The sequence below is a fragment of the Streptomyces sp. NPDC001920 genome (genome assembly GCF_053594495.1).
Genome location: NZ_JBSFEP010000001.1, coordinates 170,263 through 195,343, shown reverse-complemented (window position 1 = coordinate 195,343; position 25,081 = coordinate 170,263). Strand labels below are relative to the sequence as shown.

General features: G+C 70.8%; 28 protein-coding genes and 1 pseudogene. 9 read left to right on the top strand and 20 right to left on the bottom strand.

Going from position 1 to position 25,081, the window contains the following annotated elements; translation table 11 throughout:
- Positions 1-857 precede the first annotated feature (857 nt).
- The gene (locus tag ACWCPI_RS00820; RefSeq protein WP_451036047.1) at positions 858-1,055 is read left to right on the top strand and encodes a response regulator transcription factor; all 198 of its coding nucleotides are present in this window, start codon (positions 858-860) and stop codon (positions 1,053-1,055) included.
- A gap of 57 nt (positions 1,056-1,112) precedes the next feature.
- Here the strand turns inward: ACWCPI_RS00820 and ACWCPI_RS00815 are convergent, their stop codons facing one another.
- Together ACWCPI_RS00815 and ACWCPI_RS00810 are read right to left on the bottom strand one after the other, a co-directional pair.
- Positions 1,113-1,667: a TetR/AcrR family transcriptional regulator gene (locus ACWCPI_RS00815; protein ID WP_451036046.1), complete on the bottom strand. Its 555-nt coding sequence runs from the start codon at positions 1,665-1,667 to the stop codon at positions 1,113-1,115.
- A gap of 177 nt (positions 1,668-1,844) precedes the next feature.
- A complete protein-coding gene (locus tag ACWCPI_RS00810; protein ID WP_388808864.1) occupies positions 1,845-3,047 on the bottom strand; it encodes an MFS transporter in 1,203 nt (400 codons plus the stop codon).
- Positions 3,048-3,527: 480 nt separating this feature from the next.
- Between ACWCPI_RS00810 and ACWCPI_RS00805 the strand changes: the two genes are divergently transcribed.
- Complete coding sequence (locus ACWCPI_RS00805) at positions 3,528-4,109, top strand: Rv1733c family protein (RefSeq protein ID WP_451036045.1); 582 nt, start codon at positions 3,528-3,530, stop codon at positions 4,107-4,109.
- Positions 4,110-4,168: 59 nt separating this feature from the next.
- Here ACWCPI_RS00805 and ACWCPI_RS00800 read toward each other — a convergent pair whose 3' ends face one another.
- The 5 genes from ACWCPI_RS00800 to ACWCPI_RS00780 form a co-directional block, all read right to left on the bottom strand.
- Complete coding sequence (locus ACWCPI_RS00800) at positions 4,169-4,918, bottom strand: DUF4142 domain-containing protein (RefSeq protein ID WP_451036044.1); 750 nt, start codon at positions 4,916-4,918, stop codon at positions 4,169-4,171.
- A gap of 119 nt (positions 4,919-5,037) precedes the next feature.
- Positions 5,038-6,078: an alpha/beta hydrolase family protein gene (locus tag ACWCPI_RS00795; RefSeq protein WP_451036043.1), complete on the bottom strand. Its 1,041-nt coding sequence runs from the start codon at positions 6,076-6,078 to the stop codon at positions 5,038-5,040.
- Positions 6,079-6,236: 158 nt separating this feature from the next.
- Entirely contained in the window at positions 6,237-6,944 is a 708-nt protein-coding gene (locus ACWCPI_RS00790) for a DUF2470 domain-containing protein (protein WP_451036042.1), read from the bottom strand.
- A gap of 14 nt (positions 6,945-6,958) precedes the next feature.
- On the bottom strand, positions 6,959-8,434 hold the full coding sequence (locus ACWCPI_RS00785; RefSeq protein ID WP_451036041.1) for a sensor histidine kinase: 1,476 nt from the start codon (positions 8,432-8,434) through the stop codon (positions 6,959-6,961).
- Positions 8,431-9,138 (bottom strand): response regulator transcription factor, encoded by a 708-nt coding sequence (locus ACWCPI_RS00780; protein ID WP_451036040.1) that lies wholly within the window; start codon positions 9,136-9,138, stop codon positions 8,431-8,433. Before ACWCPI_RS00780 ends, ACWCPI_RS00785 begins: the two co-directional genes overlap by 4 nt.
- Positions 9,139-9,344: 206 nt before the next feature.
- Here ACWCPI_RS00780 and ACWCPI_RS00775 point away from each other — a divergent pair, with 206 nt between their 5' ends.
- From ACWCPI_RS00775 to ACWCPI_RS00750, 6 genes are all read left to right on the top strand, one after another.
- Entirely contained in the window at positions 9,345-10,631 is a 1,287-nt protein-coding gene (locus ACWCPI_RS00775) for a ferredoxin reductase family protein (protein ID WP_451036345.1), read from the top strand.
- A gap of 18 nt (positions 10,632-10,649) precedes the next feature.
- Positions 10,650-11,057: an FMN-binding protein gene (locus tag ACWCPI_RS00770; RefSeq protein WP_451036039.1), complete on the top strand. Its 408-nt coding sequence runs from the start codon at positions 10,650-10,652 to the stop codon at positions 11,055-11,057.
- A gap of 1 nt (position 11,058) precedes the next feature.
- Positions 11,059-11,799, top strand: coding sequence for an FAD:protein FMN transferase (locus tag ACWCPI_RS00765; protein ID WP_451036038.1), 741 nt, complete (start codon positions 11,059-11,061; stop codon positions 11,797-11,799).
- Positions 11,800-11,909: 110 nt separating this feature from the next.
- The gene (locus tag ACWCPI_RS00760; RefSeq protein WP_451036037.1) at positions 11,910-13,052 is read left to right on the top strand and encodes an ABC transporter ATP-binding protein; all 1,143 of its coding nucleotides are present in this window, start codon (positions 11,910-11,912) and stop codon (positions 13,050-13,052) included.
- A complete protein-coding gene (locus tag ACWCPI_RS00755; protein ID WP_451036036.1) occupies positions 13,049-13,735 on the top strand; it encodes an ABC transporter permease in 687 nt (228 codons plus the stop codon). Before ACWCPI_RS00760 ends, ACWCPI_RS00755 begins: the two co-directional genes overlap by 4 nt.
- Positions 13,732-14,400 carry an ABC transporter permease gene (locus ACWCPI_RS00750; protein ID WP_451036035.1) on the top strand — a complete coding sequence of 223 codons (669 nt, stop codon included), beginning with the start codon at positions 13,732-13,734 and terminating at the stop codon, positions 14,398-14,400. Before ACWCPI_RS00755 ends, ACWCPI_RS00750 begins: the two co-directional genes overlap by 4 nt.
- A gap of 54 nt (positions 14,401-14,454) precedes the next feature.
- On the opposite strand, the gene ACWCPI_RS00745 is transcribed toward ACWCPI_RS00750, so the two are convergent.
- The 4 genes from ACWCPI_RS00745 to ACWCPI_RS00730 are packed head-to-tail and all read right to left on the bottom strand — an operon-like array spanning position 14,455 to position 18,512.
- The gene (locus ACWCPI_RS00745; RefSeq protein WP_451036034.1) at positions 14,455-15,030 is read right to left on the bottom strand and encodes a GTP-binding protein; all 576 of its coding nucleotides are present in this window, start codon (positions 15,028-15,030) and stop codon (positions 14,455-14,457) included.
- Positions 15,027-15,443 carry a DUF742 domain-containing protein gene (locus tag ACWCPI_RS00740; RefSeq protein WP_451036033.1) on the bottom strand — a complete coding sequence of 139 codons (417 nt, stop codon included), beginning with the start codon at positions 15,441-15,443 and terminating at the stop codon, positions 15,027-15,029. The genes ACWCPI_RS00745 and ACWCPI_RS00740 overlap by 4 nt, the downstream gene beginning before the upstream one ends.
- Before the next feature lie 25 nt (positions 15,444-15,468).
- Positions 15,469-15,945, bottom strand: coding sequence for a roadblock/LC7 domain-containing protein (locus ACWCPI_RS00735; RefSeq protein ID WP_019757973.1), 477 nt, complete (start codon positions 15,943-15,945; stop codon positions 15,469-15,471).
- Positions 15,942-18,512: an ATP-binding protein gene (locus ACWCPI_RS00730; protein ID WP_451036032.1), complete on the bottom strand. Its 2,571-nt coding sequence runs from the start codon at positions 18,510-18,512 to the stop codon at positions 15,942-15,944. Before ACWCPI_RS00730 ends, ACWCPI_RS00735 begins: the two co-directional genes overlap by 4 nt.
- Positions 18,513-18,818: 306 nt before the next feature.
- On the opposite strand from ACWCPI_RS00730, the gene ACWCPI_RS00725 reads away from it, so the two are divergent.
- Positions 18,819-19,772, top strand: coding sequence for an ABC transporter substrate-binding protein (locus tag ACWCPI_RS00725; RefSeq protein WP_451036031.1), 954 nt, complete (start codon positions 18,819-18,821; stop codon positions 19,770-19,772).
- Positions 19,773-19,836: 64 nt separating this feature from the next.
- On the opposite strand, the pseudogene ACWCPI_RS00720 reads toward ACWCPI_RS00725, so the two are convergent.
- The 9 genes and pseudogenes from ACWCPI_RS00720 to ACWCPI_RS00680 form a co-directional block, all read right to left on the bottom strand.
- A pseudogene (locus ACWCPI_RS00720) lies at positions 19,837-20,003 on the bottom strand (AbfB domain-containing protein); the annotation flags it as partial.
- A gap of 26 nt (positions 20,004-20,029) precedes the next feature.
- Complete coding sequence (locus ACWCPI_RS00715) at positions 20,030-20,617, bottom strand: hypothetical protein (protein WP_451036030.1); 588 nt, start codon at positions 20,615-20,617, stop codon at positions 20,030-20,032.
- A 2-nt stretch (positions 20,618-20,619) separates the two neighbouring features.
- Positions 20,620-20,814 (bottom strand): hypothetical protein, encoded by a 195-nt coding sequence (locus ACWCPI_RS00710; protein WP_451036029.1) that lies wholly within the window; start codon positions 20,812-20,814, stop codon positions 20,620-20,622.
- A gap of 105 nt (positions 20,815-20,919) precedes the next feature.
- Entirely contained in the window at positions 20,920-22,101 is a 1,182-nt protein-coding gene (locus ACWCPI_RS00705; RefSeq protein WP_451036028.1) for a helix-turn-helix domain-containing protein, read from the bottom strand.
- Between the two features lie 109 nt (positions 22,102-22,210).
- Positions 22,211-22,852 carry an HAD family hydrolase gene (locus ACWCPI_RS00700; RefSeq protein ID WP_451036027.1) on the bottom strand — a complete coding sequence of 214 codons (642 nt, stop codon included), beginning with the start codon at positions 22,850-22,852 and terminating at the stop codon, positions 22,211-22,213.
- 261 nt (positions 22,853-23,113) lie between these two features.
- A complete protein-coding gene (locus tag ACWCPI_RS00695) occupies positions 23,114-23,545 on the bottom strand; it encodes a PASTA domain-containing protein (protein ID WP_451036026.1) in 432 nt (143 codons plus the stop codon).
- A gap of 180 nt (positions 23,546-23,725) precedes the next feature.
- Entirely contained in the window at positions 23,726-24,313 is a 588-nt protein-coding gene (locus ACWCPI_RS00690) for a GTP-binding protein (RefSeq protein ID WP_451036025.1), read from the bottom strand.
- Positions 24,300-24,680 (bottom strand): DUF742 domain-containing protein, encoded by a 381-nt coding sequence (locus ACWCPI_RS00685; RefSeq protein WP_451036024.1) that lies wholly within the window; start codon positions 24,678-24,680, stop codon positions 24,300-24,302. The genes ACWCPI_RS00690 and ACWCPI_RS00685 overlap by 14 nt, the downstream gene beginning before the upstream one ends.
- Complete coding sequence (locus tag ACWCPI_RS00680) at positions 24,661-25,080, bottom strand: roadblock/LC7 domain-containing protein (protein ID WP_451036023.1); 420 nt, start codon at positions 25,078-25,080, stop codon at positions 24,661-24,663. The genes ACWCPI_RS00685 and ACWCPI_RS00680 overlap by 20 nt, the downstream gene beginning before the upstream one ends.
- Position 25,081 lies beyond the last annotated feature (1 nt).

The window sequence follows — 25,081 nt, the reverse complement described above, 5'->3', positions numbered from 1 at the left end:
AAGGGCTGGATGAGTAGATCGACACCCATCAGAAAGCAGTTCGTGCCGATTTTCAGGGGGCTCCCATAAGAAATCCGAGGGTCATGAGAGAGATCTCGATGAGTCCTTTGGCGGCCCAGAACGGCCAACGCCATCTGCTGGTCATGGTGCGGGCGAGCAGATCGATGGCCCGGATTCCGAAGCCGCTCATGATGATGAGGGCCGAGCCGTACGCGCAGAGGAGCACCGCGCATGCGAGGGTCGCGGGGGCGGGGGATCGGCAGCCGGTGGGCCGGGTCCGACCAGCGGAGCAGGTCGATGACGCTGCCGCAGAAGAAAGAAGGTGAACAGAGGGGAGGGCAGGGGTCCGGTCCGGGTCCAGGCCGCCACGACGGCCAGGCAGAGCGCGGCCACCGTCGCCTGGGAGAGGCCCACGGTGACGGGTATGTGTTCCAGCAGGCCGAGCGCGAACACGTCGAGGGGATCGGTGCCCAGCTGCGAGTGGATGAAGGGATAGGCGCCCCCGGAGAAGACGAGGCACCCCGCGAGATAAAACGAGTGATTGTTTCGCCGTGCGCGGTGAATGAGCATCGCTCACCTCCGAGCTTCACTCTATTGACCGCGCGGTTATTAATCCAGTGCGTTGCGTGCAACCTACACTTTCACTGATGGGAATTACTTCGAGGCTAAGAAATTCAAGCCGCAACTTCACGTGTGAGGTAAGCCACGTTTAATGGCGTGATTGAATCCCGGCCATATAATTGTTTCGCGACGCGCAATCGTTGCCTTGGGGATAGATGACCATTGCATGACAGGGGGAACACATGTCTCGCGTATCCCGTCCGGGGATCGATGGGTTAGTGCCGAGGTCCGCTTCGGTGCTCACGCCGCGCGAGTGCCAGGTCCTTGACGGCATCAAGGAGGGATACTCCAACCGGATGGTGGGGAGGGTGCTGGGAATTTCCGAGCGCACCGTCAAGGTCCATCTGCACTCGATCTTCATCAAGCTCGGCGCCGCCTCGCGTACCGAGGCCGTCATCGAGGGAATCAGGAACGGTTGTATCAGCCTGCACTGAGCGTTGTGTGCGAGTGGCCCCCGGCGCAGCGCCGGGGGCCACTCGCACAACGGTCTGTCAGGACGATGTCGACGACGACTCGCGAGCGAGGGCCACGACGAGCCGGGTCGTGGAGTCCAGAAGTTCCTTGTCGCTGGGCGCGCCGAACACGAGCACCCGGTAGTACAGCGGGCCGAGCAGAACGTCCACCAGGTGGTCGAGGGTCCGGTCGTCCACGGTGATGTCGTCGCGCCCCAGGAGTGCGCGCAGGCCGGCCACGTCGCGTTCGCGTTGCTCCTTCAGGAAGCCCTCACGCAGCGAGGCGGCCGTCTCGCTGTCGAGTTGGGCCTGGCCGAGCAGCGCCTGCAGCACCTGACCCGCCGGCTCGTCGAAGAAGTCGGCCACGCGCCGCAGGTGGGACGCGAGGTTCTCCTCGGTGCTCGCGGCGTCGTCCGTCCGCCAGTCGAGGGCCTCGCGGGCGTCGTCGATGAGGGTGTCCAGGAGGATGTCGACCTTCGACTTCCACCAGCGGTAGATCGTCTGCTTGGCCACGCCGGCGCGCTGGGCGATGCCCTCGATGGTCAGGCCGGTGAACCCCCGCTCGACGAGGAGGTCGTCGGCGGCGTGCAGCACCGCGAGCCGGACGCTCTCACTGCGGCGTGGGCCGGTTCGGCTGATGACCGCGGTCTGTTCACAGGCCGGTCGTGGCTTCCGCGTGGCGCTGATGGTTCCGTCAACCTTTCGAGTCGTGCGTGTGGGGAGATTCTGGCACACGGGTCCAGGGGTCCACCGGTGTGCGGCGGGCCGGACTCAGGCGGTCTTCCTGCCGGTTCGCACCAGGCTGAGCAGAACGCCGAGGGAGAGCGCGGCGACCACCGCGCTGAACGTCTCCCCGGCGGGGCGCAGGCTGGTCTCGCGGATCAGGACGCCCACGCCGATCGCGGGTACCGCGAGCATCGAGTACAGGATGGCGAAGAAGGTCGACACCGACGCGCCGCGGTGCTGGGGGGCGCTGCGGGTGGTGATGCTGCCGATGCCGTGGCCGACGGCGATGCCGGTCGCCAGCCCGTTGACGGCGGCGCCGACGAGCAGCGGCGCCAGGGTGCCGGTGGCCATCGACGTGGCGATCAGGGCGGCGGCGACGATCAGCCCCAGGCAGGACGCCGGCAGCGCGGTGGCCGGTTTGAGGGTGCGGACCAGGAGCTGACCGAAGGCGGTGCAGGCGAAGGCGACGAAGACCACGAGGCCGGTCAGTGCGTGGCTGGTCTCGTGCAGCACCGTGCCCAGGAACAGGCCGGTCACGGCGGTCAGTACGCCGAGCACCGCGAAGCCCGAACCGGCCGCCATCGCGGAGCGCAGGAAGTCCGACCGGATCTCGCTCGGCACGTGCAGCGGCTGGAACTGGAGGGAGAAGCCGGACCGGTGTGCGGAGCTCTCCCCGTTCACCATGACCCCGAGCATGCCGATGGCGGCCAGGGCGAGCATGACGACCCAGGGCGTGCGCAGCGGGGACGGGGCGAGGTCGGCCAGGATGCCGGCCAGCAGGGTGCCGCACGCCAGGCCCCCCATGTTCGCGAACAGCGCGATCGTGGCGGGCTTCACGCGGGCGTCCGGCCCGAGTCGTTCGGCCAGTGAGGCGGTGGCGGCACCCGTCACCAGGGCCGCGGAGAAACCGGAGATGACTCGGGCGACCAGCATGGCGCCGACGTTCTCGGCGATGAGGAACACGGCCGCGGCGCACACGGACAGCAGTGTGGCCGCGATCAGGACGGGACGGCGGCCCACCTGGTCCGAGAGCCGGCCGAAGACCAGGAGGCCGAGGACGACGCCGAGCGCGTACACGGCGAACACCACGGTCACGGTGAAGGGTGTGAAGCCGAACTCCGCGCCGTAGAGCGGGTAGAGGGGGGTGGGCGCCGTGGTGCCCGCCATGGTGATCCATAAGGCGAAGGCCACGCTGAACACGGCGAGCCCACCGCCTTTCGCCCCCGCTGGTGTGCTGGTCCGGTCCATGGCCCGGACGGTCGGGTTCCCCACTGCTGTGGCCTCTCATGAGCGGTCGTGAAGACGTAGGACGCGGCATCGAGACAAGACTTACCGTTGCGTCTACCCTGAGACTAGACTAGTCGTCGCGTCTATTCAATGGGTCATGGCTGCCCCAGGCTCGTCGACCGTTCCGGTGCCGCCGCCCGGCGCGGCAGGTTCCGGGCAGCGGCCCGGGGAGATCGCCGAGCGGCGAAGGGGGACTACGGCACCGTGCCCGCCCGGCGTGACGTCGCGGTGTCCGCGAGCCGAAAGGGGACCGTCGGGCGGGCGACGCGACCGTTCACGCCGCGCGGCTGCCGCTCGGATGGGCGCCGAGGAACCGCCTGAGCGGCGCCGGCCTCGTCCGGGTGCGGCGGCGGGTCATCGAGTGTGACCGGATCCTGCGCGGCCCATGGCAGGTTGGCGCACACTGGAAGTGGTGCTGTCGGTGCTCAAGGGGGTGTCGGCATGGCTGCGTCGGAGTGCCCGAGGGTGCGGCTGTGGCGGTGGCGGAGCAGCCCGCTGAGGCGGCGCAGCGATGTCATCGAAGGCTGGGTCGTGCTGTGCGGATGGCTGTTCGCGTTGGTCGGGGCCGTGTGCGGAGGCTTGCTCGCGGCGGACGCGGTGGTCGCCTCCGCGGAGCGGCAACGGTCCGAGAGCCGCGAGGTGTCGGCCGTCCTGGTGAAGGACGCGGAGGATCCGGGTGCCTCGCGGGTCACCACCGACCACCTCGTCTGGGCGACCGTGCGCTGGACCGACGCCGAGGGCGACACCCGCACCGACGAGGCCCGGGTGTCGCCCCACACCCGGGCGGGCAGCAGGGTCGATGTGTGGACGGACCGCCACGGCGCCGTCGTCAACGAGCCGCTGTCCGAGAACGAGATGATGCTCCACTCGATCGCCGGAGGCGTCCTGGCCGCGGCCGGCGCCGGTGGCGTCGTGCTGGGGTGCACCTGGGTCGTGCGCCTGGGCCTGGAACGACGGCGGTTGGAGCAGTGGGGCGCTGAATGGGAGCGGATGGACACGCCCTGGGGGTGGAAGACCGGCTGACCCGGCGTCCTCCTCCGGCCGGCAGGGCACCGCGCCTCAGTCGCGGCCCACGGCTCGCGTCACTTGACGTCCGCGCTCGGCAGCGCCGTCGGGGAAGCGGTGTTCAGGTCCTCCAGACCCTTCGGAACGGCGAGCGTGAGCACCGGCGCGCCGGGCTGCGGCGCGGGCGGTGTGAGCTGCTCCTTCGGCAGCTTCGGCGGCGTGGTCTGCTGGAAGTTGTTCGTGTCGAAGTTCACCAGGCCGGTCTTCTCCAGGACCGTGATGTGGTCCAGCACCGTGTCGTTGGCCAGGTCGGCCAGCTGGCGGACCATGGTGTTCTGCGTGTTGGCCCGGATCTTGGCGATGGCCGGGAAGATCTGCCCGTGGGTCACCCGCATGATGGCGACACCGGTGGCGTCGAACTCCTTCCCGGTCTTGGAGTCCACGGTCGCCACGAACTGCTCCTGCTGCGGACTGGCCTGGTTCGGCAGCGTGATGTTCAGCTCGGTCGCGATCTTGCGGCACGCGAGGTCGAGCCGGGCGTGTCCGACGACCAGGTGCTGGCCCGCTTCCTTCATCTCCGGCGTCGTGCCCCGCTCCATCGCCATCAGGCCGAGCGGGTGCTCCCACAGACCGGCCGCGCGGACCTTGACGACGAAGTCCCGGTCGGCCTCGGTCAGCGGCCCGTACTGGGTGTTGGCGATGACACGGTCCTGCGTGGTGGACGTGTTCTCCACGCCGAGCATGGCGGGGTAGGCGAGAGCGGAGAGGGTGAGGACGAGGGCGCCTCCCACGAAGACGGTGCCTACCATGCGGCGCGAGACGGGCATCGTGCCTCCTGACGTGAACGACTTGGTCCCCAGGAGGTACGTACGGAACACCGGAAACAATCACCGCGGCACGCAAAAAGTTGAGGACCTGCTGTGCGGCGTACGTCACACTCGCGGGCTCAGCGCAGGTGGCGCTCGAAGAAGGCCATGGTGACCTCCATGGAATCCGGCCACCGCGGTCCGAAGGTGTGCCCCTCGCCCGGGTACGTCCGCAGCTCCACGTCCTTGCCGGCCGCCTCGAACGCGGCGGCGGTCCGCTTCGACCAGGCCAGGGGGCAGCTCGTGTCGGCGGTGCCGTGGTGGATCTGCAACGGCTCGGTGACCCGGTCGGCGTAGGTGACCGGTGAGACCTGCCGCCAGAACTCCGGATTCTGCTCGGGCGTGCCGTGCGCGGCCTCGATCTCGGCGACGATCGGATCGTCCTCGGGCCGCTGGAACCGGTCGATGTTCTCCTCGGGGCGCGAGCTGACCGGCGCGAAGACGACGGCGGCGTCGAACAGTCCGGGCGCGACGACCAGCGTGTTGTAGACGACCCCGCCGCCCATGGACCGTCCCATCAGGCCGATCCGCTCGTCGTCCACGTGCGGGCGGGCGGCGGAGCGCAGCGCGTGTGCGGCCGCAATGACGTCCTCGGTGTAGCCCAGTCGCAGGTTGACGTCGTTGTCCGGATCGTCGTCGGATCCCGCGTGGTTGCGGTAGTCGGTGTGCAGGACCACGTAGCCGTTGCGGGCGAGCAGGTCCTGTTCCCGGGGCATGCCCTGGCCGGTGGTGTAGACGTCCGGGTCGATGTAGCCGTGTGCCAGGACCAGTGCCGGGAACGGGCCGTCGCCTCGGGGGACGTTCATGATCCCCGAGATGGTCAGGCCGTTGGACTCGTAGGTGACGGCGTACTGGGTGTATGCCGCGGTGCGCAGGCGTACGGCGCCGAGGCGGAGGTCGCTGCCACGGTGCTCGCGCTGGATCAGGGCCGGGATCGAGACCGGATCGGCGGGAGAGGGGGAGGGGGGCGTCGAGGCGGGGGGTTCGGTCGCGGTCCGGGCCGAGGCCGCCGGGGTGCCGGTGCGCGCGGCGTCCCGGCCGCCGTCGCCCCCCGTGCAGCCGACGGCCGCCACCAGCATGAGCCCGGCGGCGAGGCAGGACATGCCGCGCAGTGAGCGCATGCCGTCAGTATCCCGCCGTCGGGCGTGGTCCGCGGGGTCGCCGGGCGCAGGTCGCGACCCGCCGCGCAGGGACCCGCCCCAGGTCATTGCCGCTCGGATCAGGTACGGCAACGCGGCAGATGCGCGTGCCGGGGCCCGCGCCGCCGGCATGACACGACCTAGGGGTGCTGTTCGGGGACGTTGGTGACGGGCCGGGCGGTGGCCTCGGCGAGCAGCGCGTGGATCTGGCGCACCGCCTCTCCGGGGTGCGAGGCCGGGGTGCCGAACGGCAGGCGGGTGTCGGCGTGGGAGTCCGGCGTCTGCGCGCGGAGCACCAGTCCGTACCGGTCGAGCCGCAATGGCCGTACGTCCCTCGTGCCGAGCCGCTGCCGGGCCGGGAGCAGACGGGCCAGCGGTGCCACGGTGTGGGCGTGGGCCGCGTCCAGCCGGGCCAGCATCTCCGCCTCGTGGGTGGCCAGGGGGTCGGGGGCGGCCTGGGTCAGTTCGTCGAGGTCGAGGAGGGTCGTCCCGTCGTGGTCGGTGAGCACGGCCCGGGCCGGGGCGAACACCAGCGCCTTCGGGCCGAGCGCGGTGAGCCGGCCTCCCAGCGTCACCCGGGCGCGCACCCGTTCCCGTACGGCGACCGGGGCCACGTCGGTGAGTTCCACGAGGGCGGTCAGGGCGCCCCGGGGCGCCACGGCGAGTTCTGCGGCGAGGTGCGCGTCCGGCGGGTTCTGCAGAAGCAGCCGTGCGGCGGCGTCGACGGTGTGCAGGCCGATCAGCTCGACCCGGTGGCCGTGCGTGGTGACGGTCAGCGAGCCGGCCGCCGCGAGCACCGAGCGGGCGCGCTCGGCGGGCGTCGGCTCAGGGCAGGTGACAGCAGACATGACGACCTCTCAACTTAGGTAAGCCTAACCTTAGCCTCTCTCCGTGTCCTGTCCACCAAGGCCAGCGGAATCGTCACCGTGAACACCGTCGCCCCCGGCTCACTGGTCACCTCGATCAGGCCCCCGTGAGCCTCGATGAGGGACCGGGCGACAGCCAGGCCCAGGCCGCTGCCGCCGCGGTCACGGCTGCGGGCCTTGTCGACCCGGTAGAAGCGGTCGAAGACCCGTTCCCGGTCGGCGGGCGGGATGCCGGGACCGGCGTCCGCGATCCGGACCTGTGCCGTGCCGTTCGCCACCGACACCGCCAGCGACACCGGTGTCCCGGCCGGAGTGTGCATCGCCGCGTTGGTCAGCAGGTTGTCCAGGACCTGCCGCACGCGCTGCGGGTCCAGGCGCAGCCTCAGGGAGGAGGGGCCGGGGGCCACCGTCAGGGGGTGGTCGGCGTGGGTGGCGCGGAACGCGTCCACGGCCTGCTCGGCGAGCTCCACCAGGTCCGCCTCCCGCAGGCGCAGCGGCGTCTCGACCTCGGCCGCGTCCAGACGGGCGAGCAGCAGCAGGTCGTCGAGGAGGAAGCCCATCCGGGCGGCCTCGGCGCGCAGCCGGGCCAGATGCCGGTCGCGCTCCTGAGGCGCGTTGGCGGCCGCGTACTGGAACAGATCCGCATAACCGCGTACCGACATCAACGGCGTACGCAGCTCGTGCGAGGCGTCCGCCACGAACCGGCGCAGCCGCTGCTCGGCCTCCGCGCGCACCGCGAGGGAGTCGTCGATGTGCTCCAGCATGGTGTTGAACGCGGTGCGCAGCTCCTCCACCTCGGGCCCGCCGCCGCGCGCGTCGTGCCGCACCGGCAGCCGCCCCGAGTCCGTCAGGTCGTGCGAGGTGATGTCGCGGGCCGTGTGCGCCATCTCGCTCAGCGGCTTCAGGCCGCGCCGCAGCATCGCCCGGCCGAACACCACGAGCGCCAGCAGCGCGAGCCCGAAGGTCACGACCTGGATCGTGACGAGCTGCCGCATGGTGTCGGAGATCTCGTCCATGGGCGCCGCGCTGACGAGGATCACGCCGGGCTCCACCTCGCAGGCGCGCAGCCGGTACAGGCCCGCGTCCCCGAGACGCTCGGTGGTCACCAGTTCCTTGTGCGCTGTGGTCTGCGCCCTGGCCAGCTCGGTGAAGTCGTCGACGTCCTTCGGCAGGTCGGCGGCGTCCTCGGGCCTGCGCAGCACGGGCGTGCCGTCCGCCACGTCGTACACGGCGTAGAACCAGCTGTAGTACTTCTTTCCCGTGAGCGTGCCGTAGTCCGAGATGCTCTTGGACTGGGCGATCTGGGCCTGCGCCAGCTGGGTGTCCAGCTGCGCCGACAGGTAGTCCCGCATGTACGTGGTCAGGGCCGTGCCGACGACCGCGAACACCACCAGCGACAGCGCGCCGAGACCCAGCGCGAGCCTGGTGCCCAGCCGCAGCCTGCCGTACGTCCGCCGCAGCCGCCCTCTCACTCGGCCGCCTGCCGGATCACGTACCCGAAGCCGCGCACGGTGTGGATCAGCGGTGCCCTGCCGTCGCCGGGCTCGTCGGGCTCGTCGAGCTTGCGGCGCAACCGGCTGACGACCAGCTCGACCACGTTCGAACGCCCGCCGAAGCCGTACTCCCACACATGGTCCAGGATCTGCGCCTTGGTCAGCACCGTCGGCGACTTGCGCATCAGATAGCGCAGCACCTCGTACTCGGTCGGCGTGAGCGTCAGCAGCCTGTCGCCGCGGCGGACCTCGCGGGTGTCCTCGTCCATCGTCAGGTCGCCCACCCGCAGCACGGAGCGCTGGAAACCGGGGCCGGCGGCGCGGCGCAGCACCGTGCGCAGCCGCGCCATCAGCTCCTCCACCGCGAACGGCTTGACCAGGTAGTCGTCACCGCCCCGGGTCAGCCCGGCCACCCGGTCGGCCACTCCGTCGCGCGCGGTCAGGAAGACCACCGGCACCATGGTCCCGGCACGGCGCAGCCGGTCCAGGACGCCGAAGCCGTCCACGTCGGGCAGCATCAGGTCCAGCACCACGATGTCCGGACGGAACTCGGCGGCCAGCCGCAGCGCCTCCTCGCCGGAGTTCGCGGTGACCGCCTCCCAGCCCTCGTAGCGGGCGACCGTCGCGACGAGGTCGGCGATGGGCGGGTCGTCGTCCACCACCAGAAGGCGTACTTTCTCCACCCGTTCATACTGCGGCACCCGGCACCCCTCCCCGGCAGCGGGGAGGGGCGCCGCGACCACATCGATAACCACTTGAAAGAAGTACGACAGCTTTTCGACAGCCTCCGCCGGACAAGCTCGGTGTCCCAGACGAGATCAAGGAGCTGCCGCCCGTGACGACGACCGTCCCATCGCCCCCAGCGCCGCCCAGGGCTGTACGCCCCAGGGTGGTCGCCCGCACGGGCCTGTACGCCGTGCTCGCCGCGAACGTGGCCGTGGTGCTCTACTTCTTCTTCGCCGCCGGCTTCGCCTCGAACGCGCTCATCGTGCTCGGCCGGCTGGCCGGCCTGTTCGGCGCCCTGCTCATGGCGTTCCAACTGCTGCTGGTGGCCCGGCTGCCCTGGCTGGACCGCCGGATCGGCATGGACCGGCTGACCTCCTGGCACCGCTGGACCGGGTTCAGCGTCCTGTGGGCCCTGCTCGCGCACGCCGTGTTCATCACCTTCGGCTACGCCCGATCCTCTTCGCTGGACCCGGTGAACCAGCTGATCGACCTCGCCGAGACGATCGAGGGCGTACTGCGCGCAGTCGTCGCACTGGGGATCATCCTCGTCATCGGGGTCGTCTCCGCCCGGTTCGCGCGGCGCCGGCTGGCGTACGAGACATGGCACTTCATCCACCTGTACACCTACGTCGCGGTGGTCCTGGCCTTCACGCACCAGGTCGCGGTCGGAACGTCCTTCACCTCGTCCTCCGCCGCCACGGCTTACTGGTACGGGGTCTGGGGGGTGGCGCTCGGCGCGGTGTTCGTGGGCCGCCTGGTCCTCCCGTTCCGGCGCAACCAACGCCACCGGCTGCGCGTGTCGGCGGTCGTCCCCGAGTCCGACAACGTGGTCTCGATCTACATCACCGGCCGCGACCTGGACAAGCTCCCGGCGCGGGCCGGCCAGTTCTTCCTGTGGCGGTTCCTGACGAAGGACCGCTGGTGGCAGGCCAACCCCTTCTCCCTGTCGGCCGCGCCCGACGGCACCCAGCTCCGGCTCACCGCCAAGGCGGCCGGCGACGGCTCCGCGGCTCTGCGGCACGTGGAGGTCGGCACCCGCGTCTTCGCCGAGGGCCCGTACGGCGCCTTCACCGCACTGCACCGCACCCGGCCGGAGGCCGTCCTCATCGCCGGCGGCGTCGGCGTCACCCCGATCCGGGCGCTGCTGGAGGAACTGCACGGCCACGCCGTCGTGATCTACCGGGTGGCGACCGAGCGGGACGCCGTCCTCTACGGCGAGCTGACGGAACTCGCCCACGCCAAGGGCGCCGAGCTGCACCTGGTGACCGGACCGTCGGTCCCCGACAAGCTGGGCCCGGCCGAACTGGCGCGGCTGGTGCCGGACATCACCGACCGGGACGTCTTCCTGTGCGGACCGCCGCCCATGATGAACGCCGTCATCGGCGGCCTGCGCGAGCTGGGAGTGCCCAAGCAGCAGGTTCACTTCGAGCGCTTCAGCCTGGCCGGCTGAGAGGACGAGGAAGACACCATGAAGCGAGCGATACCCGTCCTGGTCCTGAGCGTCGCGGGCCTCATCCCCGTCTGGCGCTACGAGCCCTCCCTCGGCACCCCCGCGACGCAGGCCGCGGCCCCCACCCCCGCACCGTCCTCGCCGGCCTCCGCCCCCGCCCCGGGCGGCACGGTCGTCAAGGGCCCGACGGTGCAGACGGACAAGGGCCCCGTGCAGGTCGAGGTGACCTTCGAGGGATCCAGGATCGCGTCGGTGAGGATGCTGCAGCAGCCGAACCATCCGCAGACGACGGCCGCGGTGCCGAAGTTGATCGCGGGGACCCTGGAGGCGCAGAGCGCGGACGTCGACTCGGTGTCGGGGGCGACGATCACGAGCGAGGGCTACAAGGAGTCCCTCCAGGCCGCCATCGACGCGAAGGGCGCCTGACGTGCACCGCGTGGAGCACGTGATGGGGTTCCCGGTGTCGTTGCGGGTCGACGACGAGCACATCGGGGCGGCGAGGGCGGACGCGGTGTTCGCGTGGCTGCGTGAAGTCGACGCCCGGTTCAGCCCGTTCAGGGCGGACAGCGAGGTGTGCCGACTGGACCGGGGCGAGCTGTCACCCGGTGACATCAGCGCGGACCTGCGTGAAGTCCTCGACCTGTGCGAGGAGTACCGGATCGCCACGGGCGGTGCCTTCGACGTACGGCTGCCCGGGCGCGGGCTGGATCCGTGCGCGGTGGTCAAGGGCTGGTCCGTGCAGCAGGCCGCCGAACTGCTGAAGGCGGCGGGCGTGCGGCGCTTCGTCCTCAACGCCGGGGGAGACGTGGTCGCTTCCGGCGGCCCCTGGCGGGTGGGGGTACGCCACCCCGAGCAGGCCGACAAGGTCTGCACGGTGGCCGAACTGACCGACCAGGCGATCGCGACGTCCGCCCGCTACGAGCGCGGCGACCACATCCTCGACGGCCGCACCGGCCGCCCGGCGACCGGCCTGCTCTCCCTGACCGTCGTGGCCCCGTCCCTGACGCTCGCGGACACGACGGCCACCGCCGCCTTCGCGATGGGCACGGAAGGCGTCGAGTGGGCCGCCGCACGGGCGGGCTGCGAGGTCTTCGCGGTGGACGCCGAGCGGCGGGTGCTGCGCACCGAGGGGTTTCCGGTGGCGGGGGCGCAGGTGCGGGCGGCGTGACCGACGCCTGACGAGGCGCTCGAACAGCGGCGGTCTAGACTCGGCCGGACGGCCCGCTCGGCCGACCGGAAGCGCGCCATGTCTGTCAGCCGCGAAGGGTGTTCGGCGTTTTGATACGGATAGAGTCAGTCACCAAGCGGTACCCGGACGGCACGGTGGCGGTCGACCGGCTCTCGCTGGAGATACCCGACCGCTCGATCACCGTTCTCGTGGGGCCCTCGGGCTGTGGCAAGACCACCACGCTGCGCATGATCAACCGGATGGTCGAACCCAGCGAGGGCACCATCCTCATCGACGGCGTGGACAGCCGGCAGCAACCCGTCAACACCCTGCGCCGGTCCATGGGTTACGTCATCCAGAACGCCGGCCTCTTCCAGCACCGCACGATCCTGGACAACATCGCCACCGTGCCCCGCCTGCTCGGCTGGGGCAAGGAGAAGTCCCGGGCGAGGGCGCGCGAGCTGATGGAACGGGTGGGCCTCGACGGGGCGCTCGCCAAGCGGTATCCGTACCAGCTGTCCGGGGGCCAGCAGCAGCGTGTCGGCGTGGCTCGGGCGCTGGCGGCGGACCCTCCGGTGCTGCTGATGGACGAGCCGTTCTCGGCTGTCGACCCCGTGGTGCGCAAGGGCCTCCAGGATGAACTTCTGCGTATCCAGGCGGAGCTGGGAAAGACCATCGTCTTCGTCACGCACGACATCGACGAGGCCGTCAAGCTCGGCACGATGGTCGCGGTGATGCGCACCGGCGGCCGGCTCGCCCAGTTCGCCCCGCCCGCCGAACTGCTGTCCCACCCCGCCGACGCCTTCGTGGAGGACTTCCTCGGCGCCGACCGCGGCATCCGACGGCTGTCCTTCTTCCCCTCGACGGGCCTGGAGCTGCTGACCGCGCCGATCGTGGCCGTCGACGCCACCGCCGAGCAGATCGCCGCCGCCGGCACGGACGACGCCCCCTGTCTCCTCGTCACCGACCCGGACGGCAGGCCCCTCGGCTGGAGCGAGCCGCACGACCTGGGCACGGGCGGGATCCGGACGGACCGACTGCTGCCGTACGGACGCCCGTTCGTCGCCGGCACCGACTCGCTGCGGGCCGCCCTGGACTGCGCCGTACTCTCGCCCACCGGATGGGCCGTCGCCGTGGACGACGAGGGCCGGGTCACCGGCGTCGTCTCCCAGCAGAGCATCGGCGAGGCCGTCCGCGGGGCGCACGCCGAGCGGCGACGTACGGACGACGACGTCCGGAAGGTCGCTCCGTGACCGAGTTCTTCGACATGCCGAGCTACCTGGAGCACAGCTACCTCGGCCTGGTCGCGCTGCACCTGCGCGAGGGCCTGCTCCCGGTGCTCGCCGGGCTGGTCGTGGCCCTGCCGGTGGCCCAGTTGTGCGTCCGCTTCCGCTGGCTGTACCCGCCGGTGCTGTGGGTGACGACCGTCCTGTACGCCATCCCGTCGCTCGCCTTCTTCGTCGTGCTCATCGACTACACCGGCCTCAGCGAGCTCACGGTGATGATCCCGCTGGCCGTCTACAGCCTGGTGGTGCTGGTCCCGGCCATCGTGGACGGCGTGCGCTCGGTGCCGCAGGAGACGCTGGCCGCCGCCACCGCCATGGGCTTCGGACCGGTACGGCGCTACGTCCAGGTGCAGTTGCCGATCGCGGCGCCCGCGATCCTCGCCGGGCTGCGGGTGGCCTCCGTGTCGAGCATCTCCCTCGTCAGCGTCGGCATGCTGATCGGCAACGAGGGCGCCCTCGGCAACATGCTCGACGCCGGCATGAGGTACGGTCAGCCGCGCCTGGTGTGGCTCTCGGTGGTGGGTACGGCCGTCCTCGCGATCCTCGTGGACGCCCTGCTGATCGGCGTGCGCACCCTGCTCACGCCCTGGATGCCGCGCGGCACCCGCACCTCCTCGCGTACCCGCGTCGCGAAGGAGGGCGCCCGGTGAACGTCCTCAGTCACATCACTGCCTTCTTCAGCGACAGCGCCCACTGGCAGGGCTACGACGGCATACCGTCGCGTGTCGGCGAGCACGTCGAGTACACGCTGATGGCGCTCGGCATCGCCGCCGCCGTCGCACTGCCCGTCGGCCTGCTCACCGGCCACACGGGGCGCGGCGGCAACACGCTCGCCCTCATCGCCACCTCGGCGCGGGCGCTGCCCAGCTTCGGCCTGATGGTGCTGATGTTCATCCTGCTGGGCCTCGGCATGGCCCCCGTGATGATCCCCTTGGTCGTGCTGGCCGTCCCGCCCATCCTGGTCACCACCAACGAGGCCATGCGCTCGGTCGACCCGGCACCGGTGGACGCCGCCCGCGGCATGGGCATGGCCGAGACCGGCATCCTGTTCCGGGTCGAACTGCCCGTCGCCCTCCCGCTGATCCTCAGCGGCCTGCGCTCGGCCGCCATCCAGATCGTCTCGACGGCCACCATCGCCGCGTACGTCAGCTTCGGCGGTCTCGGCCGCTACATCATCGACGGCCTCTACCAGCGCGACTACGAGAAGGTCGTGGGCGGCGCCACCCTGGTCGCCCTGATGGCCCTGGTGACCCTCGCGGTCTTCTGGCTGCTGGGACGGCTGGCGACGTCGCCGGGGGTGCGCAGGCGCACCTGAGGGGGACCACCGGGCCGTACGGGCCGCACGGTGAGACAGGACGGCGGGCGGGCTTCAGGCCTGTGCGCGGGCCAGCGCCAGTTCCAGTACGACGAGCAGGGCGTCCCGCACCGACCCGGTCTCGCGGGCGTCGAAGACGACGACCGGGATGCCGTCGCTGACGTCGAGCGCCCAGCGGACCTCCTCCAGCGTGTGCTCGACCCTGCCGTCGAAGGCGTTGACGGCGACGGCGAAGGGGATGCCCTTGTGCTCGAAGTAGTCGACGGCGGCGTAGCAGTCGTCGAGGCGGCGGGTGTCGACGATGACGAGCCCGCCGACCGCGCCCTCGACGATGTCGTCCCACATGAAGCCGAACCGCTCCTGACCGGGCGTGCCGAACAGGTACAGCTTCAGGGAGGGGTCGATGGTGATGCAGCCGAAGTCCATGGCCACGGTGGTCGTCGTCTTGCGCGGCGTGTGCGAGAGATCGTCCACGCCCGCCGCGACCTCCGTGATGGCGGCCTCCGTGGTGAGCGGCTCTATCTCGGATATCGAGCCCACGGCCGTGGTCTTGCCCACGCCGAAGCCACCCGAGACCACCATCTTCACCGGCAGCGGCGGTCGTACGGTGGCCGGTTCGGTCGGTGTCACTGGATACCTCGTGCGTCGGGGATGGCGCGCAGTCCGTCGATGACCCTGCGCAGTACGGAAGCGTCATGAACGAGACCGGCGTCGGGCACGTGCACCGTCAACTGCCCCGCGTCGCGCAGATCCTCGGCGAGGACACGCACCACGTTCAGGTGCAGCCGCAGCCGGGCCGCGATCTCCGCGATGGACTGCGGCAGCCGGCACTCGGCCACGATGTCGTGTTGTTCGAAGGCGAGCCGGTCGAGCGCGTCGAGTCCCTCGGCGGTGGCCACCAGCTGGGTCTCGACGGGCATCGACCGGCCGTCGGCGCCGTCCGCCACCCGGCCGGCGGTCAGCAGGAACGGCCGTACGGCGGAGGCGGGACCCACCGGGTCCGGGCCGCCGCCCGAATCCGGTGCTTCGGTGCCGTCCGCCATGGGGAGTCCTGTCGTCCGTACGGGGTCAGCGGGACGACGAGGCGCCGACGCTGTTCTTCAGCTCCAGCACGAGCTGCGGGCTGAGGGCGGCGCCGACACGGTTGGCGAACACGGTCATCTCGTAGGCGATGTTGCCCAGCTTGGCCTCCTTGTCGGTGACCACGCCGAGCACGGCGCCGCTGCCGATCGCGGAAACCAGGACATGTCCGCCCTCCAGGTCGATGATGACCTTGTTGAGGGCGCCGAGGCCGTAGTTGCCGGAGGCGCCGGCGGCCAGGCTGGTGATGCCGGAGACGATCGCCGCGAGCCGCTCGCAGTCCGCCTGCTCGCGCAGCTCGGACACGGCGATGAGCAGCCCGTCCGACGAGACGGCGATCGCGTCCACGACACCGGCCGTCTCGGTCGCGAAGCGGTTCAGCAGCCAGGTGAAGTCGGCTGCGGCGGCCTGCAGTTCGGCCGGTGTGACGCCTTCCGCCGGGGTGCCACCTGTCGACGTGCTCACTGCTGCGCTCCTTCCGGGAGGTCGTTCTGGTCGTGCGTACGGGGGGTCGGGTGGGGGACTGCGGTGGAATGGTCTGTGGTGGAACGGTCTGCGGTGCCGCCGTCGCGGCAGTCGCGGTGTGCGCGCTCCACGGCCGCTTCGAACTCCTCGATCGCGGCCCGCACGGCCTCCGCGTCCATGGTGCGCCCACCCTGCCGCCGCGCCGCCTGCGAGGCGGAGTCCCCGGCGTCGGCACGCAGGGTCGCGCCGCGGACGCGGCGCCGCAGGGGACGGGTGGCGGACGCTTCGCCGGAGGCCGGGGAGGCCGGGGAGGCCGGGGAGGCCGGGGGCGTCGTGCCGGCGCCGACCTGCCGCTGGGACACCCGGCGGGGGAGGGGCCGCGATGCGTTCGGGTCGGCCCGTACGGGGTCCGTGGGCGCGGCGGCCGACGTGCGAGGCCCGGACACCGGGCGCGACGGGGGCGTGCCGTGGGGCAGCGGGCCGCCCGGTGCGACGCTCGGGGAGGCTGTGTCTGCGTCCGCGTCCGCGTCCGCCCCGGCCTCCGCGGCGACCGCCGTGCCGCGGCCCGCGCCCCCGGCCACCGCCGCCAGCGCCGCCGTGGGCGTCCCCTCGGTCACGCTGTCCGTCACCAGCAGCTTCGACGGCACCGAAACCTCGGCGGTCACACCGCCGCCCGGCGTGCGCGACAGTGTGACCGCGATGTCCCAGCGGCGCGCCAGGGTGCCGACCACGAACAGGCCCAGGACCTTCGTCGGTACGAGGTCCAGGCGCTCCCGGCGGATCAGGCGGGCGTTCTCCTCGTCGAGGCGTTCGGGGCTCATGCCCAGGCCGTGGTCGGCGACGACGATCACCGCGTCCTTGCGCTCGCCGTCCGCAACCGTCACCTCGACCGGGCTGCCCTGCGGTGAGAACGACACCGCGTTCTCCACGAGTTCGGCCACCATCAGCGTCAGGTCGCCGATGACCTCCGGCTCCACCACGGCTCCGGTGCGGGCCCGCAGCTCCACGCGCCGGTAGCCCTCGATCTGCCCGAGTGAGGCGCGCACGACGTTGGTGAGCGCGGCGGGCCCTGCGTCGAAGTCCGCCTCGTGGATACCGGCGAGCAGCATCAGGCTGTCGGCGTTGCGACGCAGACGTACCGCGATGTGGTCGATGGAGTAGAGGCGCTCCAGGAGCGCGGGGTCCGTCTCGCCCCGCTCCACCGAGTCGATCAGCGCGAGCTGACGTGTCGTCAGGTTGCTGACCCTGCGGCCCACGTTGCCGAACATCTCCGCGATGTTGCGGCGGCTGAGCACCTGCCGCTCCAGCAGCGCGGCCGCCATCGCCTGCACCTGGTTGAAGGTCTCCGCGAGTTCGCCGATCTCGTCGCGTGCCGTGACCGGCATCGCGCGCAGCCGCGGCGGACCGTCGTCCTCGGCGTCGTCGTCGGCCACCCGGGCCAACTCGCGCTCGGCGACCTCGGCGACCTGCCGCGCGGCTCCCGTCAGGGCCTGCACGGGACGTACCACCGAGCGCCGCACCAGCATCGCCAGGACCAGCCAGACGGCGAAGCCGAACACGGCGAGCCCCAGCAGCAGCACGGCACGCCACGCCGCCTCCTCGGAGGCGTGGTCCGCCCGGTCGGCGATCTGGCCGATGAGCGAGGTGGTGATGGCCAGACGGGTGTCGGCCTGGTCGCGGTAGGCGGGGTAGGAGTCGAGCGCCGCCTTCAGCGACTCGCGGATCTCGGCGGCCGAACGGCCCTGCACGGAGCCGGGGTCGATCTTCAGCTCCGCGTACTGGCGGCTGATGGCGGCCTGCGCGGCCGTGTACTTGATCCCGTTGAGCTGGGCGGTCTGTGCCTCGGTGGCGAACCGGGCGAAACGGTCGGCCTGGTGGGTGTACTCGTCGTAGGAGCCGATCGCGCCGATGAACTCGATGAGCGCGTTGGAGTCCCCGGTCGACGCGGAGAAGACACCGGTCTCGAAGGCGCTGTGCGCGGCGCCCGCGCGCAGCAGGGAGTCCAGCAGATTGCCGGTGAAGGTGGTCGCGAGATCGGGGTTGCGGTCCAGCGCCAGGCCGTCGATCAGCCCCTGCGCGGCGTGGGTGTACGCGGGGTCGATGTTCTCGGCGGGCACATACCCCTGCTCGACGGTGTCGCGCAGGCTGCTCAGCCCCTCGACGGCCCGCAGCGCGTTCGCCTCGCTCTGCGGCAGGCGATCCCCGAACGCCTCACGCACCCGCTCGACCTGGGCGTTCACCAGGGACTGCGCGGTACGGAAGGCGGCGCTGGAGGGCCGGCTGCTCTCGGTCGCCTCGTGCCGTACGGAGAGCAGGACCGCCTGCTGGTGCTCGGCGGCCAGCTCGTCGACCAGGGTCGCGACCTCGGCGCTCTCGCGGACCAGCCAGGCGGCGTCCGCCGCGTTGCGCGACTGCACCGTCTGCTCGGCGATGAGGTAGGCGAGCAGCACCGCGACCGCGGTCAGCGGTACACCGACGAGCAGATTGAGCTTGCGCCGGAAGGGCCAGCGGTCGGCGAGACCGCGCAGACGACGCGGGCGGGGCGCGCCCGCCTCGTTCGTGGCCACCGAGTTGCCTCCTTCGTGGGCGTCGCACGGCGCGCGAGGTCTCACGTGACCGCAGTTGTTCGAGTAGGGTTCGGCTCTTTTCGGGGACAGTACCGCCCGTTGATCACCGTGACCGGAACTGTACGTCAAGATTCCGTCAAGGCCCCGCGCGCCTCCACCGGCCGCCTTCGCCCGGGAACACAACTGCCCGTTACCTTCCCATTTTTGAGGCCAATCGGTGACCTACATGCTCTTGACTGACAGAGAACCAGCTGGATTGGATCAGTTGAAGAGCTCTCCCAACCCCCTGAAATCGGAACGGGAATCGTGACTTTCACCGCCCCACGCAGCAGGTCCCTCAGGAACCATCCCGGCGCGGCCGCCGTCGCGCTCGCCGCCACGGCGGCGCTGCTGGCGGGATGTTCCTCCTCCGACAAGTCCGATCCGCTCGCCGAGGGCGAGGCGAGCGCGGACACGGTCGTCGTCGGCTCGAACAACTTCGCCGAGAGCGTCCTGCTCGCCGACATCTACGGCGAGGCTCTCAAGGCCAAGGGCATCAAGGTCAGCTACAAGCCCAACATCGGCAGCCGGGAGACGACCTACGGTCTGCTCAAGAACGGCTCCGTCACCGTTCTGCCGGAGTACAACGGCTCGTTGCTCGCCTACCTGGACCCGAAGGCGGAGCAGAAGTCGGCCGAGGCCGTGGACACCGCGGTGAAGGCAGCGCTGGACAAGAAGCTGACGATCCTGCAGTCCTCACCGGCCGAGAACAAGGACTCCGTCAGCCTCAACGCCGAGACGGCGAAGAAGTACGACCTGACCGCCGACTCCACCCTCGCCGACCTCAAGGACATCGCTCCGGACCTGGTCATCGGCGGTTCGCCGGAGTTCCAGACGCGTCACCAGGGCCTGAAGGGCCTGGAGACCGAGTACGGCCTGAAGTTCAAGTCGTTCAAGGCGCTGGACGCGGGCGGCCCGCTGACCCAGGCGGCGCTGACGAAGAACACCGTCCAGGCGGCGGACATCTTCACCACGGACCCGACCATCACCAAGGAGGGCTTCGTCGTCCTGAAGGACCCGAAGAACCTCTTCGGCTACGCCAACGTGACTCCGCTGGTCCACAAGAGCGGCCTCTCCCAGAAGGGCGTCGACGCGCTCGACGCGGTCTCGGCCAAGCTGGACACCAAGACGCTCCTGGAGCTGGACTCACAGGTCCAGCTGGAGAACAAGGACCCGCTCGACGTGGCCAAGGCCTGGCTGAAGTCGGCCGGCCTGGACTGACACCCGCCGCGTGTCGGGGTCGTGTCCGGCGGGTGCCGCCACGCCCCCGACGGGCGGCCGCCCAGTAGCCGCCGTGGAAGGTGGCGTCCTGCCGGTCGCTGGCCGTGAGACCGGGTCGATGCGCAGGGCGTGGTTCGCGTGCCTGATGTCGCGGGCCGGGTTGTTGTGCGCGCGCAACGACGCCCAGGAGGCGTCGGCGAGCCCGGCCGTGCGGTGGAAGGTGGCGTCCGCTTCGGATGCCGGTGTCTCGATGCCGCTCATACGTCAAGCCCCTCGGCCATCTGATGCCGTCCGGCGGCGATCAGCCGGGCCACGGAGAGCGGCTTGCACAGCGTCGCTGCCGACGGCATCGGCACCGACCAGTACGAGGCCACGGCGGTCGGGTTGAACTCGTCGCGGTACAGGGGAGGGATCCCGAGAATGGTGCCGCTGCCGAGGCAGTCCACGTCCATCTCCCGCCAGTCCTCAGCGGCCTGCCGCCAGGTCCGGGGCATACTGCCCGGGACGAGAGCGTAGTAGCGGTGATGGCGCGGGTCGCAGACGACCGGGCCGCCGTCGAGAGCTTCAGCGAGGAACTGGTCAACTTCTGCCGGGTTCCAACTGCTACAGGCGGCGGCGAGGACAAGGTCACCGGGAAGACGGACGGCGGAGAACCGGACCCCAAGGGGAAGCATGGCCACGCCGAACTGTCGCCACTCGACGCGGGCGCGGTCTCGGCCTTGCGCGTTCAGGTCGGCGAGGAGCCAGTGTTCGACGGCGAGCCGGCGGTCGGCGGTGGGGTGGACGAGTACGCCGGGTGCAATCTGGACGGGCCGTAGGGCCTGCTGACTGCGGTCGATGGTCATGCTCACGCCACCGCCGTCGTCTGGCATCCGCAGGTGACGATCGCCCATTCACGTCCGTTTTCGCCGAACTTGACCGTTCTGGCGGGCGTCAGGTCCTTGGCAACGGCGCCACAGCCCCAGCGCGCCCGGCAATGCAGTCGTGCAATGCTCACCGGCCCATCGAGGCGGACCGGTGAGGCGGTGCTTGTGTCGCTCATGCCCAGTTCCCATCTGCCTGTTTGCACGGACAGACAGATCATGGGACGCAGCAAGGGCGACAAGGGACACAAGCTGTGTCCCCCTGTGTCCCTCGGCTGGGTGGGTCAGACGGCGCCGACCCACTCGGCAAATGAGGTGAGCGTCTCGGCGTCCGCCCGCTTGAGGCGGCGCAGCGTGGCGGCGGTATCGCGGGCCCACGGGTGTTCACGCGTGTGCTGCGGAGCGATCAGCCGGGCGACCTTCAGCGACTCGAACGAGTCGTCGGCCAGCCCTGCCCAGAGCTGAGCACGCGCCAGTTCGATCCAGAATCCGGACTGCCGTTCCGCAGGTAGATCGGCTGGCGGTGACCACTCCTGGGCTACGTCCAGCGCGCGGGAGACGCGGTCGCTGCCCAAGCTGACCGCCACCGAGACTTCGTGGGCGCGGACCGAGTCCGGGCCGAATGCCGTCCCGTGATAATCCCCTTCGGGGATTCGGTCGCCGAGTCGGCGGGCCTCGCCCAGGTGGAGGTCTGCCGCGTCGCCGTCTCCGGCCCGCCCGGCGATGACCGCCGCCCGCATGTGCAAGGCACCGAGTGACGCGATGGTCTCCCTGCCGCGGGGGCTCGGGCTCGCGTCGATCGCGTGCTGGAGGGCGCGTAATCCCGCTGTGTGGGCGCGGGCCGCGAAGAACGTCTCCGTGCGTACGTAGGCCGCGGTTGCTTCAGTGAGCGGGTCTTCAGCCTGGCGGGCGGCCCACCGCATCAGCTCGATCAGCCGGGCGGAGAGGTCGTGGTGGCCGTACTTGTAGGCGGCGGCATCCGCGGTGCGGGCGGTGGAGGCCAGGAGCTGGGCGGCTTGGAGCCGTTGGGCTCCTGCGTTGTGGTGCAAGGTGCGCAATGTCTGGTCGAGCAGCGTGGGAATGTGTTTGGCGATGCGTGCGTACTGGGCGCCGAGGCGCCAGTTGACCGCTTCATGGACGGCGGAATGGAGCTCGTCGAGCGATAGGGCGGGCGGGTTTGTGGGGATGTCGTAGGCGGCGATCGCGGAGCTGATGGAGGGGATTGCTGCGTGTACGCGGCTGTCGGTGCGTGCGTTGCCGTTGACGATGTGGCTGGGGTCTACGGCTAGTGCTGCGGCGATGGAGTCGATGGCCTCGTCGCTCGGGTTCCGGGCCCCGCGCTCAATGGCTTTGACAGCGGAAAGGGACAGGAAGGCGGCGCGGGCGAGGTCGGCCTGCGTGAGCCGGCGGGCGTGCCGGATGGTGGCGATGCTCTTGCCGACATCGCGGGTGCTGGAGGCGGGCATACGGGCTCCCCGTTCGGTACGTCCACTGCGCACCGTACTCGCGTCGTAACTGCGTGGGTACGCGAACGGCCCCAACTGCAAGCTGCGGGTGGGGCCGTGCGGTTGACGATCAGTCCGCGATGATCGATGTGAGCTGGGTGAGGCCGTCGATCCGCCAGTCCGCGGCGGCCGCCACCTCTGGGTCGTCAGCCCACAGGTGGCCCCATGGGCCCCGGCGGATGTGCGCCGTCCGCAGGCCTGCGGCCTTCGCTGGGAACACGTCGTTGGCCGGGTGGTCGCCGACGTACACGGTCTCGCTCGGGGGGGCCTGTGCCACGTCCAGCACCCGGCGGAAGAAGTCGGGGTGCGGCTTGGCCACACCCCATTCTCCGGAGGTGACGATGAGGTCGGCCGGCAGGTCCAGGCCACGCAGCAGCTCGCCCGCCTGGGACGTCTGGTTCCCGGCGATGACGACTCGGACGCCGAGCTTGCGGAGGTCGGACAGGGCGGGGCGGACGTCGTCGTAGAGGTCGCTCTCGTCGATCACCTCACCGCGGCCGGCGGCTGTACGCGCTCGGTACTCGGCGCCGAGGTCGATGTCCGGGCGGGCGAGGCGCAGGGCGTCCGCGTTGTCGCGGCCCTGGGCGACGACGGCGCCGACAAGAGCGGAGAGTGTGTGCCGGGGGACGTCGAGCCAGTCGGCCCACGATCCCCAGTAACGGTCGTCGCGGGTGATGGTTTCGCCGACGTCGAAGACTGCAGCCCGAATCATGAGGGCACCGTATCCAGCGTGGTGCGGCTGCCCGTGCGCGCCCATAGGTTTGTGCTCTGTCCCCCGCCTCCCTGGCTTCTGGCCCTTCGCGGGCTGCTGCGGTCGTGAATGAGGCGATCCGCGCGCTGGCGCGGTCGTCGTGGGGCCGGCCGTTCACTGGCGTGCAGCGGGCCGCAGTCCTGCGTACGGCCACGGGGTCCCCTTCGTGTGCGAAAGCCCGGCCGCGCACGGGCGCGGCCGGGCCGGTCAGCGGGGTGTCGGTCAGCAGGCCTCGCCGTCCTTGACCGCGAACAGCGTCACGGGGGTGTCCGTGGGGTGCGTCCCGGGCGCGGGCTCCTGACTGCACACGACCCAGTTGCGGTCGAAGACCTGCAGGCGCTTCTGCCCGCTGGCGTCCTGGTCGTCCAGGACGAAGAACCCGGCAGCCTGAGCCTCGTCCTGTGCGGCCTGCAGGTCCTGCCCGACGAGGTCGGGCAGGACCGCCGTTTCCGCCTCGGGCTCAGCGGCGCCGGCGTCGTCCGCGGGCGGGTCCGTGTCGGCCTCAGTGGGAGCGGTGTCCTGCTTCGTCCGGTCGTTGGTGTCCTCAGCGGTGGGGCCCGGCTTGTTGGAGCTGCTGTCGTTGGTGCCTTCACAGGCGGTGAGCATGAGCAGCGAGGCGGCAGCGAGTGCCGCGGCGATGGCTCGGGTGCGCATGGTGTCCCCCAGGGTGGTGCGTGAGTTGAGAGAGCATCATGCGCCGTGAGGGGAAAGCGTGGAGGCGGAGTGATGTTCCTGTGACACGAACGGGTGGCTGGCGCGACTTGTCCGCGTCCGCGTAGCGGACGCGACCGTCAGTGGTCGACATGTCTGACCAACCGGGGAGACGGCTCCCGCTCAGTTCGCCTCGCTGGCGTCCGCGATCAGCTGGTCGATCAGGGCGATCAGTACGTCCCGGCACGACTCGCGCTCCCGCGCGTCGCACAGCAGCACCCGTACATGCGCCGGGAGCGCGAGGGCGTCCCGGATGTCCTCGGCGGGGTAAGGGTGTTCACCGTGGAAGCCGTTGACGGCGACGACGAAGGGGATGCCTCTGCGCTCGAAGAAGTCGATCGCCGCGAAGCTGCACCGCGGCCGCCGCACGTCCACCAGGACGACGGCCCCGAGCGCGCCGATCGCCAGGTCGTTCCACATGAACCAGAACCGCTGCTGCCCGGGCGTGCCGAACAGGTACAGCACCAGTTCCCGGCTGATGGTGATCCGGCCGAAGTCCAGGGCCACGGTCGTGGCCCGTTTCTCCTCGATGCCGTCGAGGTCGTCGATGCCCAGCCCGGCGGCGGTCAGCGGCTCCTCGGTGCGCAGCGGGGCGATCTCGCTGACCGACCCGACCAGGGTGGTCTTGCCGACCCCGAAGCCGCCGGCGATGAGGATCTTGACCGTGTCGGGCGGCGCGAGGGCCGTCGCGGTGGTGTCAGAGCCGGCCAAGGCCGTCCCTCACTTTCTGCAGCAGGTCCGGGTCCGGGGTGCGCGGGGTGACGGGGTGCGGTGGATGCACGGTGATCAGGCCCGCCTCCAGCAGATCGCAGAGCATGATCGCCACGACGCTCACCGGGAGGTCGAGGTGGGCCGCCAGCTCCGCCACGGCGAGCGGCCGGGCGCAGCGCCGCAGGATCCGCGTCTGCTCCGGCTGCGGACGCGGCGCCCGCTCCGGCGGCGGGTCCACCGCCGTCACCGTCGTGATGAGCGTGAAGTCGGTGCGGCTGGGCCGGGTCCGGCCGCCGGTCAGGGTGAAGGGACGTACCAGGCGGCCCGCCGTATCGTCAGCGCTCACCTCACGCGCCCGGGCCGACATTGGCCCGCGGCGCCGCCGACAGATGCTCGCCGATCTTCTTCACCAGCATGTTCATCTGGTACGCCACCACACCGACGTCCGCGCCCTGGTTGGTGAGCACGACGAGATGGGCGCCGGGCCCGGCGGAGGTGAGGATCAGATAGCTGTGGGCCATCTCGATCAGCGCCTGGCGCACCGGGCCGCCCCGGAAGTCCAGGCTGACGCCCTTGCTGAGGCTCATCAGGCCGGACGCGGTCGCGGCCAGCCGCTCGGCGTCGTCGCGCAGGAACCCGGTGGACTTGCTGACCACCAGCCCGTCCTCGGAGAGCACCACGGCGTGGTTGACGTCGGCGACCCGCTCCACGAGTCCGGTGAGCAACTGGTCGAGCTGGGTGTCCGTGGCGGGGGTGGGGCGTGTCATG

Coding starts and splice junctions, on each gene's coding strand:
- ACWCPI_RS00710 (WP_451036029.1), bottom strand. CDS start 20,814: ATGAGCGACACAAGCACCGCCTCACCGGTCCGCCTCGATGGGCCGGTG.
- ACWCPI_RS00740 (WP_451036033.1), bottom strand. CDS start 15,443: ATGGCGGACGGCACCGAAGCACCGGATTCGGGCGGCGGCCCGGACCCG.
- ACWCPI_RS00685 (WP_451036024.1), bottom strand. CDS start 24,680: ATGTCGGCCCGGGCGCGTGAGGTGAGCGCTGACGATACGGCGGGCCGC.
- ACWCPI_RS00795 (WP_451036043.1), bottom strand. CDS start 6,078: ATGCGCTCACTGCGCGGCATGTCCTGCCTCGCCGCCGGGCTCATGCTG.
- ACWCPI_RS00770 (WP_451036039.1), top strand. CDS start 10,650: ATGAAGCGAGCGATACCCGTCCTGGTCCTGAGCGTCGCGGGCCTCATC.
- ACWCPI_RS00800 (WP_451036044.1), bottom strand. CDS start 4,918: ATGCCCGTCTCGCGCCGCATGGTAGGCACCGTCTTCGTGGGAGGCGCC.
- ACWCPI_RS00805 (WP_451036045.1), top strand. CDS start 3,528: ATGGCTGCGTCGGAGTGCCCGAGGGTGCGGCTGTGGCGGTGGCGGAGC.
- ACWCPI_RS00810 (WP_388808864.1), bottom strand. CDS start 3,047: ATGGACCGGACCAGCACACCAGCGGGGGCGAAAGGCGGTGGGCTCGCC.
- ACWCPI_RS00715 (WP_451036030.1), bottom strand. CDS start 20,617: ATGACCATCGACCGCAGTCAGCAGGCCCTACGGCCCGTCCAGATTGCA.
- ACWCPI_RS00705 (WP_451036028.1), bottom strand. CDS start 22,101: ATGCCCGCCTCCAGCACCCGCGATGTCGGCAAGAGCATCGCCACCATC.
- ACWCPI_RS00790 (WP_451036042.1), bottom strand. CDS start 6,944: ATGTCTGCTGTCACCTGCCCTGAGCCGACGCCCGCCGAGCGCGCCCGC.
- ACWCPI_RS00695 (WP_451036026.1), bottom strand. CDS start 23,545: ATGCGCACCCGAGCCATCGCCGCGGCACTCGCTGCCGCCTCGCTGCTC.
- ACWCPI_RS00680 (WP_451036023.1), bottom strand. CDS start 25,080: ATGACACGCCCCACCCCCGCCACGGACACCCAGCTCGACCAGTTGCTC.
- ACWCPI_RS00700 (WP_451036027.1), bottom strand. CDS start 22,852: ATGATTCGGGCTGCAGTCTTCGACGTCGGCGAAACCATCACCCGCGAC.